The organism is Kitasatospora sp. NPDC096077 (assembly GCF_040303245.1).
Taxonomy (GTDB): domain Bacteria; phylum Actinomycetota; class Actinomycetes; order Streptomycetales; family Streptomycetaceae; genus Kitasatospora.
Genome location: NZ_JBEOSV010000065.1, coordinates 1 through 17629, shown reverse-complemented (window position 1 = coordinate 17629; position 17629 = coordinate 1). Strand labels below are relative to the sequence as shown.

The 17629-nt window shown below is 71.2% G+C and carries 19 protein-coding genes; 18 read left to right on the top strand and 1 reads right to left on the bottom strand.

Annotated elements, in window-relative coordinates:
• Positions 1-108: 108 nt before the first annotated feature.
• Positions 109-414 (bottom strand): ferredoxin, encoded by a 306-nt coding sequence (locus ABTZ03_RS35255; protein WP_350517254.1) that lies wholly within the window; start codon positions 412-414, stop codon positions 109-111.
• Between the two features lie 286 nt (positions 415-700).
• Here ABTZ03_RS35255 and arc point away from each other — a divergent pair, with 286 nt between their 5' ends.
• The 18 genes from arc to ABTZ03_RS35165 form a co-directional block, all read left to right on the top strand.
• Complete coding sequence (gene arc, locus ABTZ03_RS35250) at positions 701-2467, top strand: proteasome ATPase (RefSeq protein WP_350517253.1); 1767 nt, start codon at positions 701-703, stop codon at positions 2465-2467.
• A gap of 228 nt (positions 2468-2695) precedes the next feature.
• Complete coding sequence (gene dop, locus ABTZ03_RS35245; RefSeq protein WP_350517252.1) at positions 2696-4207, top strand: depupylase/deamidase Dop; 1512 nt, start codon at positions 2696-2698, stop codon at positions 4205-4207.
• A 183-nt stretch (positions 4208-4390) separates the two neighbouring features.
• On the top strand, positions 4391-4609 hold the full coding sequence (locus ABTZ03_RS35240; RefSeq protein WP_030286125.1) for a ubiquitin-like protein Pup: 219 nt from the start codon (positions 4391-4393) through the stop codon (positions 4607-4609).
• 162 nt (positions 4610-4771) lie between these two features.
• A complete protein-coding gene (prcB, locus tag ABTZ03_RS35235) occupies positions 4772-5614 on the top strand; it encodes a proteasome subunit beta (RefSeq protein ID WP_350517251.1) in 843 nt (280 codons plus the stop codon).
• Positions 5615-5645: 31 nt separating this feature from the next.
• Entirely contained in the window at positions 5646-6401 is a 756-nt protein-coding gene (gene prcA, locus ABTZ03_RS35230; RefSeq protein WP_350517250.1) for a proteasome subunit alpha, read from the top strand.
• Between the two features lie 120 nt (positions 6402-6521).
• Positions 6522-7883 carry a Pup--protein ligase gene (pafA, locus tag ABTZ03_RS35225; protein ID WP_350517249.1) on the top strand — a complete coding sequence of 454 codons (1362 nt, stop codon included), beginning with the start codon at positions 6522-6524 and terminating at the stop codon, positions 7881-7883.
• A gap of 276 nt (positions 7884-8159) precedes the next feature.
• Complete coding sequence (locus tag ABTZ03_RS35220; protein ID WP_350517248.1) at positions 8160-9002, top strand: FKBP-type peptidyl-prolyl cis-trans isomerase; 843 nt, start codon at positions 8160-8162, stop codon at positions 9000-9002.
• Positions 9003-9219: 217 nt separating this feature from the next.
• Entirely contained in the window at positions 9220-10542 is a 1323-nt protein-coding gene (locus ABTZ03_RS35215) for an FKBP-type peptidyl-prolyl cis-trans isomerase (protein WP_350517247.1), read from the top strand.
• A gap of 160 nt (positions 10543-10702) precedes the next feature.
• Entirely contained in the window at positions 10703-11086 is a 384-nt protein-coding gene (locus tag ABTZ03_RS35210; protein ID WP_350517246.1) for an FKBP-type peptidyl-prolyl cis-trans isomerase, read from the top strand.
• 165 nt (positions 11087-11251) lie between these two features.
• Positions 11252-12226, top strand: a complete 975-nt coding sequence (locus ABTZ03_RS35205; RefSeq protein ID WP_350517245.1) for a helix-turn-helix transcriptional regulator — start codon at positions 11252-11254, stop codon at positions 12224-12226.
• A 64-nt stretch (positions 12227-12290) separates the two neighbouring features.
• Entirely contained in the window at positions 12291-13247 is a 957-nt protein-coding gene (locus tag ABTZ03_RS35200) for a helix-turn-helix transcriptional regulator (RefSeq protein ID WP_350517244.1), read from the top strand.
• Between the two features lie 27 nt (positions 13248-13274).
• On the top strand, positions 13275-13481 hold the full coding sequence (locus ABTZ03_RS35195) for a hypothetical protein (protein ID WP_350517243.1): 207 nt from the start codon (positions 13275-13277) through the stop codon (positions 13479-13481).
• 67 nt (positions 13482-13548) lie between these two features.
• A complete protein-coding gene (locus ABTZ03_RS35190) occupies positions 13549-13737 on the top strand; it encodes a hypothetical protein (RefSeq protein WP_350517242.1) in 189 nt (62 codons plus the stop codon).
• A gap of 242 nt (positions 13738-13979) precedes the next feature.
• Positions 13980-14291, top strand: coding sequence for a Sec-independent protein translocase subunit TatA (gene tatA / locus ABTZ03_RS35185; RefSeq protein ID WP_350517241.1), 312 nt, complete (start codon positions 13980-13982; stop codon positions 14289-14291).
• Positions 14292-14466: 175 nt separating this feature from the next.
• Positions 14467-15360 carry a twin-arginine translocase subunit TatC gene (gene tatC / locus ABTZ03_RS35180; RefSeq protein WP_400921089.1) on the top strand — a complete coding sequence of 298 codons (894 nt, stop codon included), beginning with the start codon at positions 14467-14469 and terminating at the stop codon, positions 15358-15360.
• A gap of 190 nt (positions 15361-15550) precedes the next feature.
• Positions 15551-16711 carry an NAD(P)/FAD-dependent oxidoreductase gene (locus ABTZ03_RS35175; RefSeq protein ID WP_350517239.1) on the top strand — a complete coding sequence of 387 codons (1161 nt, stop codon included), beginning with the start codon at positions 15551-15553 and terminating at the stop codon, positions 16709-16711.
• Positions 16712-16746: 35 nt separating this feature from the next.
• The gene (locus tag ABTZ03_RS35170; RefSeq protein WP_350517238.1) at positions 16747-17067 is read left to right on the top strand and encodes a (2Fe-2S)-binding protein; all 321 of its coding nucleotides are present in this window, start codon (positions 16747-16749) and stop codon (positions 17065-17067) included.
• Positions 17048-17629: FAD-binding protein (locus ABTZ03_RS35165; RefSeq protein WP_350517237.1), on the top strand; the 582-nt coding region annotated here is incomplete at its 3' end. The genes ABTZ03_RS35170 and ABTZ03_RS35165, both read left to right, overlap by 20 nt.

Here is a 17629-nt window from a genome sequence, read left to right as displayed (position 1 = left end):
ACCCGCCACCACCGCCTCCCTCGCCCCGGCGGGGGGGGGGGGGGGGGCAACCCCCCCCCCCCCCCCCCCCGGCCGCCGCGACCTGACCGGTCGCGGTTGCCCCAACCGCTAGTCCGCGTCCGGCCCGTAGACCTCGACCCGGTCGGCGACCCGGCGCACGTGGATGCAGTCGCCGGGGCACTCCTTGGCCGAGTCCACCACGTCCTGAAGGAGCGTCAGCGGCACCGGGGCGGTCTCCCCGGGCTGCTGGCGCAGTTCGTCGTCCGCGCCCTTCACGTACGCGAGTCCGTCGATGTCCAGCTCGAAGACCTCGGGCGCGTACTGGACGCAGATGCCGTCACCGGTGCACAGATCCTGGTCGATCCACACCTCCAGCTCCTCGGTCGCTGCCGCGCTCTGCTCGCTCACCGACATGGTCCCCTGCCGTTTCTGTCCCGGGTCGCCCCTATTCCTGGAGCAATCCCGCCATTCGTACAACGATCGGAGCCGGCACCGCCGGTCGCGATCGGATATCACTTCGCTCGACGATACATCTGGCCCGCTTTGGGTGGTGCGCGGTGGGTATCCCCTTAGCAGAGGGGAAGCACGCTGGGGCGAAGATCGGACACGCCCGTTCCATCTTTCTTGATCTAGGGGTTTACGGACCCCTGGTCCCAGGTAGGGTCTGGAAGCGTCCAGCTCCCCGGAGGAGGTGAGGACCGTGGCAGCCCACGATGACGACTACAACCGCAGCACCGGCAGGCCCGCTCGTGGTTCCGACGAGGCCGCTCAGGTCTCGTACCTTGAGCAGGAAATCGCCGTTCTGCGCCGCAAGCTCGCCGACTCGCCGCGCAATTCGAGGATCCTCGAAGAGCGGATCGTCGAGCTCCAGACCAACCTGGCGGGCGTGACCGCCCAGAACGAACGACTCGCCTCCACCCTGCGCGAGGCCCGCGACCAGATCGTGGCCCTCAAGGAGGAAGTGGACCGGCTGGCACAGCCCCCGGCCGGATTCGGCACCTTCCTGGTGGCGAACGAGGACGGTACCGCCGACATCTTCACCGGCGGTCGCAAGCTCCGCGTCAACGTCAGTCCGAACGTCGCCCTCGACGAACTGCGGCGCGGCCAGGAAGTGATGCTCAACGAGGCCCTCAACATCGTGGACGCGATGGACTTCGAGCGCATCGGCGAGATCGTCACCCTCAAGGAGATCCTGGAGGACGGCGAACGCGCCCTGGTCGTCGGCCACACCGACGAGGAGCGGGTGGTGCGCCTCGCCGAACCGCTGCGCGAGGTCACCATCCGGGCGGGGGACGCACTGCTGCTCGAACCCCGCTCCGGCTACGTGTACGAGGTGGTGCCGAAGTCCGAGGTCGAGGAGCTGGTCCTCGAAGAGGTCCCGGACATCGACTACCGCCAGATCGGCGGCCTGAGCAACCAGATCGAGCTGATCCGCGACGCGGTCGAGCTGCCGTACCTGCACGCCGACCTGTTCAAGGAGTACGAGCTGCGCCCGCCCAAGGGCGTGCTGCTGTACGGCCCGCCCGGTTGCGGCAAGACGCTGATCGCCAAGGCGGTCGCCAACTCGCTGGCCAAGAAGGTCGCCGAGGTCACCGGCCGCCCCCAGGGGAAGAGCTACTTCCTCAACATCAAGGGCCCCGAGCTGCTCAACAAGTACGTGGGCGAGACCGAGCGGCAGATCCGACTGGTCTTCCAGCGGGCCCGGGAGAAGGCGAGCGAGGGCACGCCCGTCATCGTCTTCTTCGACGAGATGGAGTCCCTGTTCCGCACCCGCGGTTCCGGCGTCAGCTCGGACGTGGAGAACACCATCGTCCCGCAGCTGCTGGCCGAGATCGACGGCGTGGAGGGCCTGGAGAACGTCATCGTCATCGGCGCCTCGAACCGCGAGGACATGATCGACCCGGCGATCCTGCGGCCCGGCCGGCTGGACGTCAAGATCAAGATCGAGCGCCCGGACGCCGAGGCCGCGAAGGACATCTTCTCCAAGTACCTCAAGGACTCGCTGCCGTTCCACCCGGACGACCTCAAGGAGCACGACGGCTCCGTCGAGACGACGGTGGCGGCGATGATCCAGTCGGTCGTGGAGCGGATGTACTCCGAGACCGAGGAGAACCGCTTCCTGGAGGTCACCTACGCCAACGGTGACAAGGAGGTCCTGTACTTCAAGGACTTCAACTCCGGTGCCATGATCCAGAACATCGTCGACCGGGCGAAGAAGATGGCCATCAAGGACTTCCTCGACCACGGTCAGCGCGGTCTGCGCGTCTCCCACCTGCTCGCCGCCTGCGTGGACGAGTTCAAGGAGAACGAGGACCTGCCGAACACCACCAACCCGGACGACTGGGCCCGCATCTCCGGCAAGAAGGGCGAGCGGATCGTCTTCATCCGCACGCTGGTCACCGGGAAGCAGGGTGCCGAGTCCGGCCGCTCCATCGACACTGTCGCCAACACGGGGCAGTACCTGTAAGCACGCGGTTGTCCGGGCCGGCGACGGTCCCCGGAGCTGTACGCACACCGTCCGGCTGTGGCGCCTCGCGGCCCCGCAGCCGGACGGCGCGTCTCCGGGCCCGTCGGTCGGCGCCGGGAAATAGGCTCGACCCACCGTCCGCGGGCAGACGTCCGGCGCCGGTGTTGTTCAGCGGTACGTCAGCGTGTTCCGCCCGTCGGGGGCGGGGCACCGGGCAAGGAGGGCCGCATGACCGTACGGCGCGTGATGGGCATCGAGACCGAGTACGGGATCTCCGTGCCCGGGCACCCCAACGCCAACGCCATGCTCACCTCGTCCCAGATCGTCAACGCGTACGCGGCGGCGATGCACCGGGCACGGCGGGCCCGCTGGGACTTCGAGGAGGAGAACCCGCTGCGCGACGCGCGGGGCTTCGACCTCGCGCGCGAGGTGGCGGACGCCAGCCAGCTGACCGACGAGGACATCGGCCTCGCCAACGTCATCCTGACCAACGGGGCCCGGTTCTACGTGGACCACGCGCACCCCGAGTACAGCTCGCCCGAGGTGACCAACCCGCGCGACGCCGTGCTCTGGGACAAGGCCGGCGAGCGGATCATGGCGGCCGCCGCGCAACGCGCGCTGGAACTGCCCAACGGGCAGACCATCCACCTGTACAAGAACAACACCGACAACAAGGGCGCCTCCTACGGCACCCACGAGAACTACCTGATGAAGCGGGCGACGCCGTTCGCCGACATCGTCCGCCACCTCACCCCGTTCTTCGTCTCCCGCCAGGTGGTCACCGGCGCCGGCCGGGTCGGCATCGGCCAGGACGGCTCGGCCAACGGCTTCCAGATCAGCCAGCGGGCGGACTACTTCGAGGTCGAGGTCGGCCTGGAGACCACCCTCAAGCGCCCGATCATCAACACCCGGGACGAGCCGCACGCCGACGCCGAGAAGTACCGCCGGCTGCACGTGATCATCGGGGACGCCAACCTCTCCGAGATCTCCACCTACCTCAAGCTGGGCACCACCTCACTGGTCCTGTCGATGATCGAGGACTCCTTCATCGCCTCCGACCTCGCCGTCGACCAGCCGGTGCGCACCCTCCACCGGGTCTCCCACGACCCGACGCTCAAGCACCTGATCACCCTGCGCAACGGGCGCAAACTCACCGCCGTCCAACTGCAGCTGGAGTACTTCGAACTGGCCCGCAAGTACGTCGAGGACCGCTTCGGCACCGACGCCGACGAGCAGACCGTGGACGTGCTGACCCGCTGGGAGGACGTCCTGGGGCGGCTGGAGCGTGACCCGATGTCGCTCTCCAGGCAACTGGACTGGATCGCCAAGCGGGAGATCCTGGAGGGCTACCGCAGCCGGGACGCCCTGGAGTGGGACAACCCGCGGCTGCACCTGGTCGACCTCCAGTACAGCGACGTACGGCCCGAGAAGGGCCTCTACAACCGCCTGGTGGCCCGTGGCCGGTTCGAGCGGCTGCTGACCGAGGAGGAGGTCGAGCGGGCCGTCACCAAGCCGCCGGAGGACACCAGGGCGTACTTCCGCGGGCGCTGCCTGGAGCAGTACGCGGAGCACGTCGCGGCGGCCTCCTGGGACTCGGTGATCTTCGACCTGCCGGGCCGGGACTCGTTGCAGCGCGTGCCCACCCTGGAGCCGCTGCGCGGCACCCGCAACCACGTCAAGGAGCTGCTGGACCGCTGCCGCACGGCCGAGGACCTGCTGCGCGTGCTGTCCGGCGGGTAACTTTTCGATCACCACGGGTGAACGTCCGCCGAATGGGAATCATTCGGGGTGGCGGCGGGTGTTGGACAGGAAGCGCCACCGGCAAACCGGGAGCGGCAGTCGCACCTTGTGTATAGGGTCGGTGCCAACCGGCAACGACCGACCGACCAAACCGTGCCAGACGATTCGAGCGGGGTGAGGGAAATGGCGAGCAAGGACACCGGCGGCGGCCAGCAGCGGGCAAACCGCTCCTCCGAGGAGGTCGAGGAGCAGGTCGCGGAAACCCAGAATTCCGACGACCTCAAGGAGCGCCAGGAAAAGCTGAGCGACGACGTCGACGCGGTCCTGGACGAAATCGACGAAGTGCTCGAGTCGAACGCCGAGGATTTCGTCCGCGGATTCGTGCAGAAGGGCGGGCAATAGCCCCTCCCCGGCGAACGGGAATTTCACGGTCGCGACCGTTCCGGACGGTCGGGCGGCATTGTCCGCCCGGCCGTCCGGCACCGGCCCCTCCACGCGTGGACGGTGATCGTCGGCGGGTAGGGTGCGGGCAATGCGCGCTTCAAGCTACCTGGAAGGAATCGTGTGGAAGCCAACATCCGTGGCACCGGGCGTCTACCGGCTGCCTTCCTGACCCCGGGGTCCTCCTCGTTCCTGGACTTCCTCGCCGAGCACAAGCCGGAGCTGCTGCCCGGCCACCACGGGCTCCCCGAGGGAACCGTGGTCGAGGCCCCGCACGGGACGACGATCGTGGCGGCGATCTTCGACGGCGGCGTCGTGATCGCCGGTGACCGCCGGGCGACCATGGGCAACGTCATCGCCCAGCGCGACATCGAGAAGGTCTTCCCGGCCGACGAGTACAGCGCGGTCGGCATCGCCGGCACCGCCGGGCTCGCGATCGAGATGGTCCGGCTGTTCCAGCTGGAGCTGGAGCACTACGAGAAGATCGAGGGCACCACGCTCTCCCTGGAGGGCAAGGCCAACCGGCTCACCAGCATGATCCGGGGCAACCTCGGCATGGCGATGCAGGGCCTCGCGGTGGTGCCGGTGTTCGCCGGCTACGACGTGGACCTCGGCCGCGGCCGGATCTTCAACTACGACGTCACCGGCGGGCGCTCCGAGGAGCGCGGCTTCGCCGCCACCGGCTCCGGATCGGTCTTCGCCCGGGGCTCGTTGAAGAAGCTGTACCGGGACGACCTGACGGCCGAGCAGGCCGTCACCCTGGTCGTCCAGGCGCTCTACGACGCGGCGGACGACGACTCCGCCACCGGCGGACCGGACCTGGCCCGCAAGATCTTCCCGATCGTCTCGCTGATCACCGAGGACGGCTTCCGCCGGCTCACCGACGCGGAGGTCGCGGAGACCGCGGTCGCCATCACGGACGAGCGCCTGACCCGGCCCAACGGCCCGCAGGCCCCGCTGATCTAGCCATCACCTCACAGGAAAGGGACGACCGCCGGTGTCGACACCGTTCTACGTCTCGCCCCAGCAGGCCATGGCGGACCGCGCGGAGTACGCCCGCAAGGGCATCGCGCGAGGCCGCAGCGTGGTCGTGCTCACCTACGCCGACGGCATCGTCTTCGTCGCGGAGAACACCTCCCGGGCGCTCCACAAGGTCTCCGAGATCTACGACAAGATCGCCTTCGCGGCGGTCGGCCGCTACAACGAGTTCGAGAACCTGCGCATCGGCGGCGTCCGCTACGCCGACCTGCGCGGCTACTCCTACGACCGCGCCGACGTCACCGCCCGCGGCCTGGCCAACGTGTACGCCCAGACCCTGGGCACCGTCTTCTCCTCGGTCGGCGAGAAGCCGTACGAGGTCGAGCTGATCGTCGCCGAGGTCGGCCGCGGCGCCGACCAGGACCAGATCTACCGGCTCACGCCGGACGGTTCGGTCGTCGACGAGAAGAACTACGTCGTGGTCGGCGGCAACGCCGACTCGATCGGCAACTACCTGGGCCAGCGCCACCGGGTCGGCCTCAGCCTCACCGAGGCGGTGAAGGTCGCGGTCGACTCGCTCGCCCGCGACCCCAACGGGGGCAGCCCGCGGGCCCTCACCCCGGAGCAGCTGGAGGTCGCGGTCCTCGACCGCCAGCGGTTCCAGCAGCGCAAGTTCAAGCGGATCCTGGGCAACCAGCTCGGCCGGTTGCTCGACGGGGACCAGTCCGCCGAGGCGGACGACGAGGACAACCCGGCGGCCGACGCGCCGGAGTAGCAGTGCCTGCGGGATCCCGTACGGCGGCCGGACCGCCGTCGTGCGGGATCCCGGTGCCCCTGCGGCGGCCCAGTCGTCGTGGAGGCGGTTTCGGACAGCTCCGACAAGAATGGAGTGCTCATGGACCGCCGGATCTTCGGGCTGGAGAACGAGTACGGCGTGACCTGTACGTTCCGCGGGCAGCGGAGGCTGTCGCCGGACGAGGTCGCGCGGTACCTGTTCCGCCGGGTCGTCTCCTGGGGCCGCAGCAGCAACGTCTTCCTGCGCAACGGTGCCCGGCTGTACCTCGACGTCGGCTCCCACCCCGAGTACGCCACCCCCGAGTGCGACGACGTCACCGAGCTGGTGACCCACGACAAGGCGGGCGAGCGGATCCTCGAAGGACTCCTGGTGGACGCCGAACGGCGGCTGCACGAGGAGGGCATCGCGGGGGACGTCTACCTCTTCAAGAACAACACCGACTCGGCCGGCAACTCCTACGGCTGCCACGAGAACTACCTGGTGGCCCGGCACGGCGAGTTCTCCCGGCTGGCCGACGTGCTCATCCCGTTCCTGGTGACCCGCCAGCTGATCTGCGGCGCCGGAAAGGTGCTGCAGACCCCGCGCGGCGCGGTCTACTGCGTCAGCCAGCGGGCCGAGCACATCTGGGAGGGCGTCAGTTCCGCCACCACCCGCTCCCGCCCGATCATCAACACCCGGGACGAGCCGCACGCGGACGCCGAGCGCTACCGCCGGCTGCACGTGATCGTCGGCGACTCCAACATGTCGGAGACCACCACCCTGCTCAAGGTCGGCTCCACCGACCTGGTGCTGCGGCTGATCGAGGCCGGCGTGGTGATGCGCGACCTCACCCTGGAGAACCCGATCCGGGCGATCCGCGAGGTCAGCCACGACCTCACCGGCACCCACCAGGTGCGCCTCGCCAACGGCCGGGAGGCCAGCGCGCTGGACATCCAGGAGGAGTACTACACCAAGGCCCTGGAGTTCGCCGACCGCAAGGGCATCAACACCGGGACCATCGCCCAGGTGCTCGACCTGTGGGGCCGCACCCTGGAGGCGGTCCGCAGCGAGCGGCTGGACGGGGTGGCCACCGAGATCGACTGGATCATGAAGTACAAGCTCATCGAGCGCTACCGCGAGAAGCACCAGATGAGCATGTCCAACCCGCGGGTGGCCCAGATCGACCTGGCGTACCACGACATCCACCGCCGCCGCGGCCTGTTCTACCTGCTCCAGGGCAAGAACCAGGCGAAGCGGGTGACCACCGACCTCAAGACCTTCGAGGCCAAGTCGATCCCGCCGCAGACCACCCGGGCCCGGCTGCGCGGGGACTTCATCCGCCGGGCGCAGGAGCAGCGCCGGGACTTCACGGTGGACTGGGTGCACCTGAAGCTGAACGACCAGGCGCAGCGCACGGTGCTCTGCAAGGACCCGTTCCGTTCGGTGGACGAGCGGGTGGAGAAGCTGATCGCGGGCATGTGACCGTGCGGCGTGTGCCGTGCCCCACGCGTTGACCGGCCCCGGTGGTGTCTACCGGGGCCGGACGCATGCCGGGCATACGCTGTCGCTCGATTCGGGGGGAGCCGAGTTCGACCGACAGTTAGGACCACCGTGCGCCGCACCGCCGGTTTGCTTCTCACCCTGCCGCTGTTGCTCGCCGTCGCGTGCACCAGTTCGCCCAAGGCGGCCGGACCGGCGACGCCGTCCACGGCGAGTGCCGCGCCGACGGTGCCCGCACCGGTGGGTGAGGCGTCCCCGATGCCCACTCTTTCGGGTGGCGGTTTCGGCAGCAAGGCCACCATCACCATCCCCGAGGGGCAGCAGCCCAGCGGCCAGTTCGTGGTGAACACCGTGGTCGACGGGGAGCGCTCGACGGTCGGCAAGGGCGACTGGGTGACCGTCAACTACACGGCGAAGGACTGGACCACCGGCAAGGACCTGGCCAGCTCGTACGACCCGAGCGGCAAGCCGCAGCTCTACCAGGCCGGCAGCGGGCAGTTGGTGCCGGCGTTCGACCAGACCGTGATCGACAAGAAGGTGGGCACCCGGCTGCTGGTGGTGGCGCCGCCGGCGGCGGCCTTCGGCGAGCAGGGCTCCAGCCAGCTGGGCGTGAACAAGGGCGACACCGTGGTCTTCGTACTGGACATCGTGGAGAGCCTGCCGCAGGACTCCACGCTGACCGGCGCCATGACCCAGGCGGCCGCGACGCTGCCGCAGGTCAAGGACAACGGCAAGGCGCCGGTGGGGATCACCGTCCCGGCCGGGCAGGCCGCGCCCACCGACCTCCAGCAGGCGGTGCTGATCAAGGGCGAGGGCAAGCAGGTCAAGAGCGGACAGACCCTGGTGGTGCAGTACACCGGGGTGCTGTGGAGCAACGGGCAGCAGTTCGACGCCTCCTGGACGCACGGCGGCGCGCAGGCGGTGCAGATCGGCACCGGCAGCGTGATCGAGGGCTGGGACAAGGGGCTGGTCGGGCAGACCGTGGGCAGCCGGGTGCTGCTGGTGGTGCCGCCGGCGCTCGGGTACAAGGACCAGGCCCAGGGGGCGGTTCCGCCGAACTCCACGCTGGTCTTCGTGATCGACATTCTGGAAGCCGTGTAGCAGACGGTCTAGGAAGTCGTCGGGAGGATTCCGTACGCTTGGGCGGACGCTCGTACAACGAAGCGTCCGCCCTCATCCTGAGCTGTCATACTGCCCTCGCACTGTGGCAGGCGCCGCCCGGCGCCGAGGTCCGGGGGCGGACCGTGCGGCGGCAGACCGGCGGGAACCACGCCGGTCGCAGACCTGGAAGACCTCGTGGCGAGATGGATGGGGAGTCATGACTGAGAAGACGCCGAGCCCGGGCGGGGCCGGCACCGCGGCGAACGACAGCCCTGCGGGTGACCCGGCCGCCTCCCGCCCCGGCGGCCAGGTCGCCGCGGACCGCGAGTCGATCGTCGTCCCCCCGGCGATCCTGGCGCAGCAGGCCGGCTGGGCACAGCCCGGCGAGAAGCCGCGGCCGGCCGGCGGGACCAAGACGGACGAGGACGACGCCCCGCAGATCTTCGCCAGCAACGTGCGCAAGGCCGACAGCTCGGAGGCCGGGTACGACGAGAACCCGCCCGGCGTCGGCCGGCTGGGCGTGATCCTCGGCACCGTGATCGCCCTGCTGCTGGTCGGCAGCGGCGTCACCCTGTACATGGTCAACAAGGACGGCTCCAAGGACGACGCGGCGGCGGCCAAGCCGGACGCCACCAAGAGCGCGCCGCCCACCCCGACCGCCGAGCCGGTGCCGCCGATCAAGGACAGCGCCAAGGTGCTGCCGACCGTGGTCGGGGACTTCGGCAAGAAGGCCGACATCCAGGTGCCGGGTGAGGCCTCCGACGGCTCCTTCGTGGTGAAGGTGCTGTCCGAGGGCAACGGCCCCAAGGTGGACAAGAACACCTGGACCTCGGTGGACTACACCGCCAAGGACTGGAACACCGGCAAGGACATCCCGAGCTCGTACGACGACAAGGGCAAGCCGCAGATCTTCCAGGCCGGCACCGACTCGCTGATCCCGGCGCTGGACCAGGCCGTGATGGGGAAGAAGGCCGGCAGCCGGGTGCTGGTGGTGGCCCCGCCGGCCGCCGCCTTCGGCGCCCAGGGCAAGCCGGACATGTCGATCGGCGCCAAGGACGACCTGATCTTCGTGATCGACATCCGCAACGCCAGCGCGCCCGACGCCGTGGTGAGCGGTACCGTCACCCCGCCGCCGGCGGACTTCCCGCAGGTCAAGGACAACGGCAAGAAGCCGGCCGAGATCACCCCGGTGGCCGGCGCCAAGGACCCGACCGAGCTGAAGACCCACGTCCTGATCAAGGGCACCGGGCCGGCGGTGGAGAAGGGCGAGAAGGTCGTCGTCCAGTACACCGGCGCGCTCGCCAAGGACGGCAAGGTCTTCGACTCCTCGCTCAGCAAGGGCCAGGCGTTCTCCTTCCCGGTCGGCGGCGGCCAGGTCATCCAGGGCTGGGACCAGGGGCTGGTCGGCCAGACCGTCGGCAGCCGGGTCGAGCTGGTCATCCCGGCCTCGCTGGGCTACGGGGACAAGGGCCAGGGCGACATCCCGCCCGGCGCGACCCTGGTCTTCGTGGTGGACATCCTCGACGCCGGTCAGGGCTGATCCGCTTTTCGGGTGACAATGGTGGGCGTGTGACCTTCGGGACCGGCCGCGTGGCCGGTCCCGACGGGCGGCGGGCGCCCGTACCGTGGTCCTGACCGGACCTGGTGCGGGCGCCCGCCGCTTGGTCGTGTGTGGAATTGCGAACGTGAGAAGAGGGACCATGGCTGTGAACCTGAACGAGAAGCCCGAGATCGACTTCCCGATCGGCGACGCCCCGACCGAGCTGCAGATCCGCGACATCGTCGTCGGTGACGGCGACGAGGCCAAGTCGGGCCAGATGGTCAGCGTCCGCTACGTGGGCGTGACCTTCGAGACCGGTGAGGAGTTCGACGCGAGCTGGAACCGGAGCCCGAACGAGTTCCGCTTCCCGCTGGGCGGCGGCCGGGTCATCAAGGGCTGGGACCGGGGCGTCGTCGGCATGAAGGTCGGCGGCCGTCGCGAGCTGACCATCCCGTCGCACCTGGCGTACGGCGCCCAGTCGCCGACCTCGGCCATCCCGCCGCACTCGACCCTGATCTTCGTGGTCGACCTGCTGGCCGTCTGAGCCCGCCGGAACGGTGCCCCGAACCCCGCCCGGGGTCCGGGGCACCGGTGTTTCGGGACGCGGCTTTTGCAGTGCGTACCGCTACCGGTACGGTCGGTCCCGCCGGGTGAGGATCTCCCGGTTGGCGCACCCCGCGCGCGGCGCGGCACACCGGAAGGGTCAGCGATGGCGATCGCCAAGGCAGAGCGGCTGATGAATCTCGCCCTGTGCCTGATGAACACCAGACGTCCGCTCTCCAAGAAGGAGCTGCGGGAATCCATCGAGGCGTACCGCGAGGCCTGGCAGAACAGCAGCGAGGACGCCTTCAACCGGATGTTCGAGCGGGACAAGGACGACCTGCGCGAGCTCGGCCTGGTGATCGACGTCGACGAGAGCACGCTGGACGGCGAGCTCGGCTACCTGGCCCGCGCCGACCGCAACCGGCTGCCGGAGATCGCGCTGGACGCCGAGGAGGCCGCCGCGCTGACCCTGGCGGCCCGGGTCTGGCAGCAGGCCAAGATGTCCGGCGCGGCCAGCGGCGCGCTGCAGAAGCTCCGCGCGGCCGGGGTGCCGTTCACCGAGGCCGAGGGCCGAACCGCCCTGGAGCCGCGGATCCCCGCCCGGGAGGCCGCGTTCGAGCCGCTGCTCACCGCCGCCCGGGACCGCCGTCCGGTCACCTTCGAGTACCGCAAGGCCGGTGCCGCCGCCGTCGAGCAGCGCAGCGTCGAGCCGTGGGCGCTGGAGTGCTGGCGCGGGCACTGGTACCTGGCCGGGTACGACCGGGACCGCGGCGACGCCCGGGTGTTCCGGCTCAGCCGGATCACCGGCAGGGTGAAGGCCAGGACCGGGGCCTTCCTCGGCACCGTGCCGGAGCACGTGGACGTCCGCGCCACCGTGGCCAAGTTCGCCGGTGAGGGGGCCACCGCCACCGCGACCGTCCGGGTCCGCCGGGGCGCCGGCTTCCCGCTGCGCACCAAGGCGCTGAGCAGCGCTCGGGTGGACGAGGGCTGGGACGAGCTGGAGATCCCGTACGGCAACGGGCTGGGCGCCGATCTCGCGGAGTTCGGGCCGGACGTGCTGGTGCTCGGGCCGGAGGAGCTGCGGGCGGATGTGGTCGACCGGCTGCGGGCGGTCGCGGGGCTTGAAGGAGCGGACGCGTGAGCGAGCGAACCATCGGAAGGTGCGTACTGTGCGAAGCGCCCGCCGAGCGTAGCGAGGTGGACGCATGAGTAACGCCATCGACCAGACGCGACGGATGCTGTCGCTGGTCACCTACCTGCGCGAGCGGCCGGGGGCCGAGGTCGCCGAGGTGGCCCGGGCGTTCGGGATCAGCGAGCGCGAGCTGATCGGGGACCTCAACGTGCTGCCGATGTGCGGCACCAGCTTCCGCGGCGGCGACCTGCTCGACATCGACACCGACGGCGAGCGGATCTGGTGGCACAACGTCGACGACGTGGCCCAGCCGCTGCGGCTGGCCGCTGACGAGGCCACCGCGCTGCTGGTCGCCGCACGGGCGGTGGCCGGGCTGCCGGGCCTGCGGGCCGGGGACCGGGAGGCGCTCACCCGGGCCGTCGCCAAGATCGAGAACGCGGCGGGGGAGAGCGCCGAGGGCAGCGCCCGGGTCGGCGTGACCTTCGAGGCCGAGAGCCACGTCTTCGCCGACATCGACCGCGCGCTCAGCGAGGGCCGCCGGCTCTGGCTGCGCTACTACTCGCACGGGCGCGGCGGGATGACCGAGCGCGAGGTCGACCCGATCCGGCTGCTCACCGAGGGCCACACCTACCTGGAAGCCTGGTGCCGCACCTCGGAGGACCACCGGATGTTCCGGCTGGACCGGGTCGCCGAGATCCGCGTCCTGGACGTCCCGGCCGACCCGCCCCGGCGTGAGCCGCGCGACCTGAGCGGCGGGCTGGTCAACCCGGCGGCGGACGACCCGGAGGTGGTGGTGGAGGTCTCCTCCGGCGGCCGCTGGGTCGCCGAGTACTACACCCACGACCGGGCCGAGGAACTGCCCGACGGCGGACTGCGGATCACCCTGCGCAGCGCCGACCCCTCCCAGCTGCGCCCGCTGGCGCTGCGGCTGGGCCGGGACGGCCGGATCGTCTCGCCGCCCGAACTGGCCGAGCAGGCGCGCTCGGCCGCGCGGGAGGCGCTGGCCGCCTACGGGGAGGGGCGGGCCTGAGCGGTGGAGCCCGGGACGAGATTCAAGGTGTACTGCTCGCAGTGCCGGGAGAAGATCGAACTCCCGGCCGAGGAGTTCCGGCTGACCCTCGGCCGGACCCCGGCGCAGGCCCACTACAGCTTCGGCTGCCCGCTCTGCGGGGCGGCGGTGCGCAAGCCGGCCGGGGAGAAGATCGTCGAGGCGCTCACCGCGGCGGGCGTGCGCACCATGCGGCTCGTTCCGGCGGAGGGCTAGGTCCTGTCCGGCCGGACAGGACCTGGTGTCCGTGGGGGCCGTTTTCCGGCCCGTATAGGGTGGGCGCATGTCCTGGATGCTCGTCGCCGCCGTCCTGCTCGCCACCGCGGGCCTGCTGGTCCTCGGGGTCCTCGCGATCCGGCTCTGGCTGGACGTGCGGGCGCTCGCCAAGGGCGTGGACGCGGCCGCGCGGGCGCTGACCGAGGCGGCGGGGGAGCTGGCCTCGGCGGTACCGGCGGCGCAGCCGAACCGCTAGGGCCGGTCCGGTGCGGCGTGCTGTCCGGTCCGGCACGGCGGAACCGTTAGCACAGCGAGGACGTCGGCGGTACGGGGGCTGCTGCTCGGAGGTAGGGGCGGGTTACGCTCTCAAGTGGCTCCTGAACTGCGAACCGGGGGCCGCTGTCCTGTTCGGGCGGCCTTCGTCGGGACGTCACCCGCAGCGGTTACCATCCGCGACGGGCGGCCCGCCGGGCCGCGGATGCAGAAGGTGGTCGGCGCATGCGCTTCTCGATGACCGCGATCGTGGTGGTCGTGGTGGTTGCCATCGTGCTGTTCGGAGCCAAGCGGCTGCCCGAGCTGGCACGCTCGTTGGGGCAGTCGATGCGGATCCTGAAGAGCGAGGCCAAGGCGATGCGCTCGGAGAACGAGCCGGACGGCGGCGCGCAGTCCGCGCCGCCCGCCCAGCCGCAGGTCTCGGCGGAGCCCGCGGCCAGGACCGTCCAGTCCGCTCCGGGGGCCTCGGCCACGGCCCGTCCGGTGGCCGAGCCCGGCGCCGGTCCGGGAACGCCCGGCGGCGACCGCCCGCACTGAGCGTGCCGCGGGTGAGGTGCCCGACGTACCCGAAGCACATGGCGCACGCGACGTACGCGACGTACGCGACCACGGAGGCCCGTCGACCGGCGGGCCTCGACGCACGAGTTGAGGACCGGGGTTGAGCAAGCTCTCCAAGGCGCCGCAGAAGGCGCCCAAGGATCCTGAGGGGCGGATGGCCCTCGCCGACCACCTGCGGGAACTGCGCAACCGCGTGGTCAAGTCGGTCCTGGCGATCGTGGTGATCACCATCATCGCGGCGATCTACCACAAGCAGATCGAGGACTTCCTGCTGGAGCCGCTGCCGCGCTGCACCGTCGAGACGGCGAGCCAGTACCACGGCAAGTGCGCCCAGGTCTCCAACATCGGTCTGACCGCCGGTTTCACCTGGATGTTGAAGGTCTCGCTGACGGCCGGCGTGGTGGCGACCGTGCCGATCTGGCTGTACCAGGTGTGGGCCTTCATCGCGCCCGGGCTGCACAAGCACGAGAAGAAGTACGCGATCGTCTTCATGGCCTGCGGGGCGCCGCTGTTCCTGGCCGGTGTGTCCGTGGCGATCCTGGTGCTGCCGACCACGGTCGACGTGCTGATCTCGTTCACCCCGAACAACACCACGCCGATCCTGCCGCCCGAGGACTACCTCGACATCGCGACCCGGATGGTGCTGGTCTTCGGCCTGGCCTTCGAGTTCCCGCTGCTGCTGGTGATGCTGAACCAGGTCGGGATGATCACCGGCAAGCGGCTGCTCGGCTGGTGGCGCGGCATGGTCATGGGCATCACGGTGTTCGCGGCCTTCGCCACCCCGAGCGCCGACCCGGTGAGCATGCTGACGCTGGCCGCGCCGATCTGGGCGCTCTACTTCGTCGCGGTGGGCATCGCGATCATGAACGACCGGCGCAAGCGCCGGAACAACCCGGACGCCGACCTGGACGACGAGGAGGCCTCGCACGTGGACCTCTCGGTGCAGCCGGTGGCCGGTGCGGAGCTGGTCCAGGCCTCCTCGACCCCGGCGGCGGGTGCGGCCCCGGTGCCGACCGCGCGCCGGGAGCAGATGGACGACATCACCTGAGCCGGTTGACCGGTTGACCGGTTGGGTCCGGCGGCCCCGGTCCTTCGCCTCGTGCGGAGGGCCGGGGCCGTTTCCGTATCCCGGCTTCCTGCTCCCGGCTTTCCGTCTCCCGGGCGGGCGGTTCCTTTGGGGTTCATTTCGGGGGATCTGTGCTCTTGGCACGGTGGATGGCATGTGACATATTACTGACGTGCTGAAGACCCACAGACCTCCCCTGGACGTCGTCGTGGTCGGCGCCGGAGTGGTCGGCGCCGCCTGCGCCTACTACGCCGCCCGCGCCGGGCTCGCCGTCGCCGTCGTCGACCGCGGGCCGGTGGCCGGGGGCACCACCGGGGCGGGCGAGGGCAACCTGCTGGTCTCGGACAAGGAACCCGGCCCCGAGCTCGACCTCGCCCTGCTCAGCACCCGGCTCTGGCGCGAACTCGCCGAGGACCTCGGCCCGGCGATGGAGTACGAGGCCAAGGGCGGCGTGGTGGTCGCCTCGACGGCCGCCGGGCAGCAGGCGCTGCGGAGCTTCGCCGCCGGACAGCTGGCGGCCGGGGTCGAGGCCGAGGAGGTCCCGGCCGAGCGGCTGCGCGAGCTGGAGCCGCACCTCGCCCCCGGACTGGCGGGCGGCTTCCGGTACCCGCAGGACGCCCAGGTGCAGCCCGCCCTGGCCGCCGCCCACCTGCTGCGCGAGGCCCGTCGGATGGGCGCCGAACTGTTCACCGGGGAGAGCGTGATCGCCGTCGACCGGGGGCCGGACGGCGCGGTGCGCGGGGTGCGGACCGACCGGCGCCGCCTGGCCGCGCCCGCCGTGGTCAACGCGGCCGGCACCTGGGGCGGTGAGCTGGCCGCGCTCGCCGGGGTGCGGCTGCCGGTGCTGCCCCGGCGCGGCTTCGTCCTGGTCACCGAGCCGCTGCCGCGGCTGGTCCGGCACAAGGTGTACGCCGCCGACTACGTGGCCGACGTGGCCAGCGGCTCGGCCGGGCTGCAGACCTCCGCCGTGGTCGAGGGGACCCCGGGCGGGCCGGTGCTGATCGGTGCCAGCCGGGAGCGGGTCGGCTTCGACCGCACCCTCTCCCAGGAGGTGCTGCGCCGGCTCGCCGTCCAGGCCGCGGAGCTGTTCCCGGTGCTCGCCGAGGTCGTCGTGATGCGCACCTACCGGGGGTTCCGCCCGTACCTGCCGGACCACCTGCCGGCCGTCGGGGAGGATCCCCGGGTGCCCGGGCTCCACCACGCCTGCGGGCACGAGGGCGCCGGGATCGGGCTGGCGCCGGCCACCGGGCTGCTGATCAGCGAGCAGTTGACCGGGAAACGGCCGGAGCTGGACCTAGCGCCGTTCCGGGCGGACCGGTTCCCGGCCGCCTGAGACCCCTCGTACCGTTCCATGGATTGGAGAAGCCGGTGACGCGTCGCCGCACCCCCGCCGGGCTGGTCGAGGCCGCACCCGGCCCCGCCCACCACATCGAGTTCGACGGGAGGCCCGTCCGGGCCCTGCCCGGGCAGTCGATCGCCGCCGCGCTCTGGGCCGACGGCGTGCTCGCCTGGCGCACCACCAGGGTCGGCGGGCGTCCGCGCGGGGTGTTCTGCGGGATCGGGGCCTGCTTCGACTGCCTGGCCACCGTGGACGGTCGGCCCAACCAGCGCACCTGCCTGGTGCCCGCCGAGCCGGGCACCGTCGTCACCACCCAGGAGGGCCACGGCCGTGCCGACCTCGCCGTCTGAGCCGTTCGGGCCGTCTGAGCCGTTCGGGCCGTCGGGGGCCTACGACCTCGCCGTGGTGGGTGCCGGGCCCGCCGGGCTGGCCGCCGCCGTCACCGCCGCCGACCTGGGGCTGCGCTGCGTCCTGCTGGACGGCGGGCAGAGCACCGGCGGGCAGTACTACCGGCACCCGGCGCCGGGCCTGGGCGCGGCCCGGCCGGACCGGCTGCACCACGGCTGGTCGGTCTACGCCGGGCTGGCCGGGCGGCTGGCCGCCCACGACCGGGTGGACTTCCGCGGCGGCCACCAGGTGTGGGCGCTGGAGCGGACCGACGACGGCTTCGCGGTGCACGTCACCCGCGGGCCGGAGAGCGGCGACCGGGCCACCGTCCGGGCCCGGACCGTGCTGCTCGCCACCGGGGCCTACGAGCGGCAGCTGCCGTTCCCCGGCTGGACCCTGCCCGGGGTGGTCACCGCGGGCGGCGCCCAGGCCATGCTCAAGCGCATCGCCGTCGGTGCTGCCGCCGCCGCCCTGCTCGCCCTCGGCAGCGGCCAGGCCTTCGCGGACACCTCCCGGGGCGGCGTG

What these genes read in the sequence shown, in the direction of transcription:
- ABTZ03_RS35220 (WP_350517248.1), top strand. Translation starts at nt 8,160, where the DNA reads ATGCCCACTCTTTCGGGTGGCGGTTTCGGCAGCAAGGCCACCATCACC.
- ABTZ03_RS35205 (WP_350517245.1), top strand. Translation starts at nt 11,252, where the DNA reads ATGGCGATCGCCAAGGCAGAGCGGCTGATGAATCTCGCCCTGTGCCTG.
- tatC (WP_400921089.1), top strand. Translation starts at nt 14,467, where the DNA reads ATGGCCCTCGCCGACCACCTGCGGGAACTGCGCAACCGCGTGGTCAAG.
- tatA (WP_350517241.1), top strand. Translation starts at nt 13,980, where the DNA reads ATGCGCTTCTCGATGACCGCGATCGTGGTGGTCGTGGTGGTTGCCATC.
- ABTZ03_RS35200 (WP_350517244.1), top strand. Translation starts at nt 12,291, where the DNA reads ATGAGTAACGCCATCGACCAGACGCGACGGATGCTGTCGCTGGTCACC.
- ABTZ03_RS35190 (WP_350517242.1), top strand. Translation starts at nt 13,549, where the DNA reads ATGTCCTGGATGCTCGTCGCCGCCGTCCTGCTCGCCACCGCGGGCCTG.
- ABTZ03_RS35240 (WP_030286125.1), top strand. Translation starts at nt 4,391, where the DNA reads ATGGCGAGCAAGGACACCGGCGGCGGCCAGCAGCGGGCAAACCGCTCC.
- pafA (WP_350517249.1), top strand. Translation starts at nt 6,522, where the DNA reads ATGGACCGCCGGATCTTCGGGCTGGAGAACGAGTACGGCGTGACCTGT.
- ABTZ03_RS35210 (WP_350517246.1), top strand. Translation starts at nt 10,703, where the DNA reads ATGGCTGTGAACCTGAACGAGAAGCCCGAGATCGACTTCCCGATCGGC.
- ABTZ03_RS35215 (WP_350517247.1), top strand. Translation starts at nt 9,220, where the DNA reads ATGACTGAGAAGACGCCGAGCCCGGGCGGGGCCGGCACCGCGGCGAAC.
- dop (WP_350517252.1), top strand. Translation starts at nt 2,696, where the DNA reads ATGACCGTACGGCGCGTGATGGGCATCGAGACCGAGTACGGGATCTCC.
- ABTZ03_RS35255 (WP_350517254.1), bottom strand. Translation starts at nt 414, where the DNA reads ATGTCGGTGAGCGAGCAGAGCGCGGCAGCGACCGAGGAGCTGGAGGTG.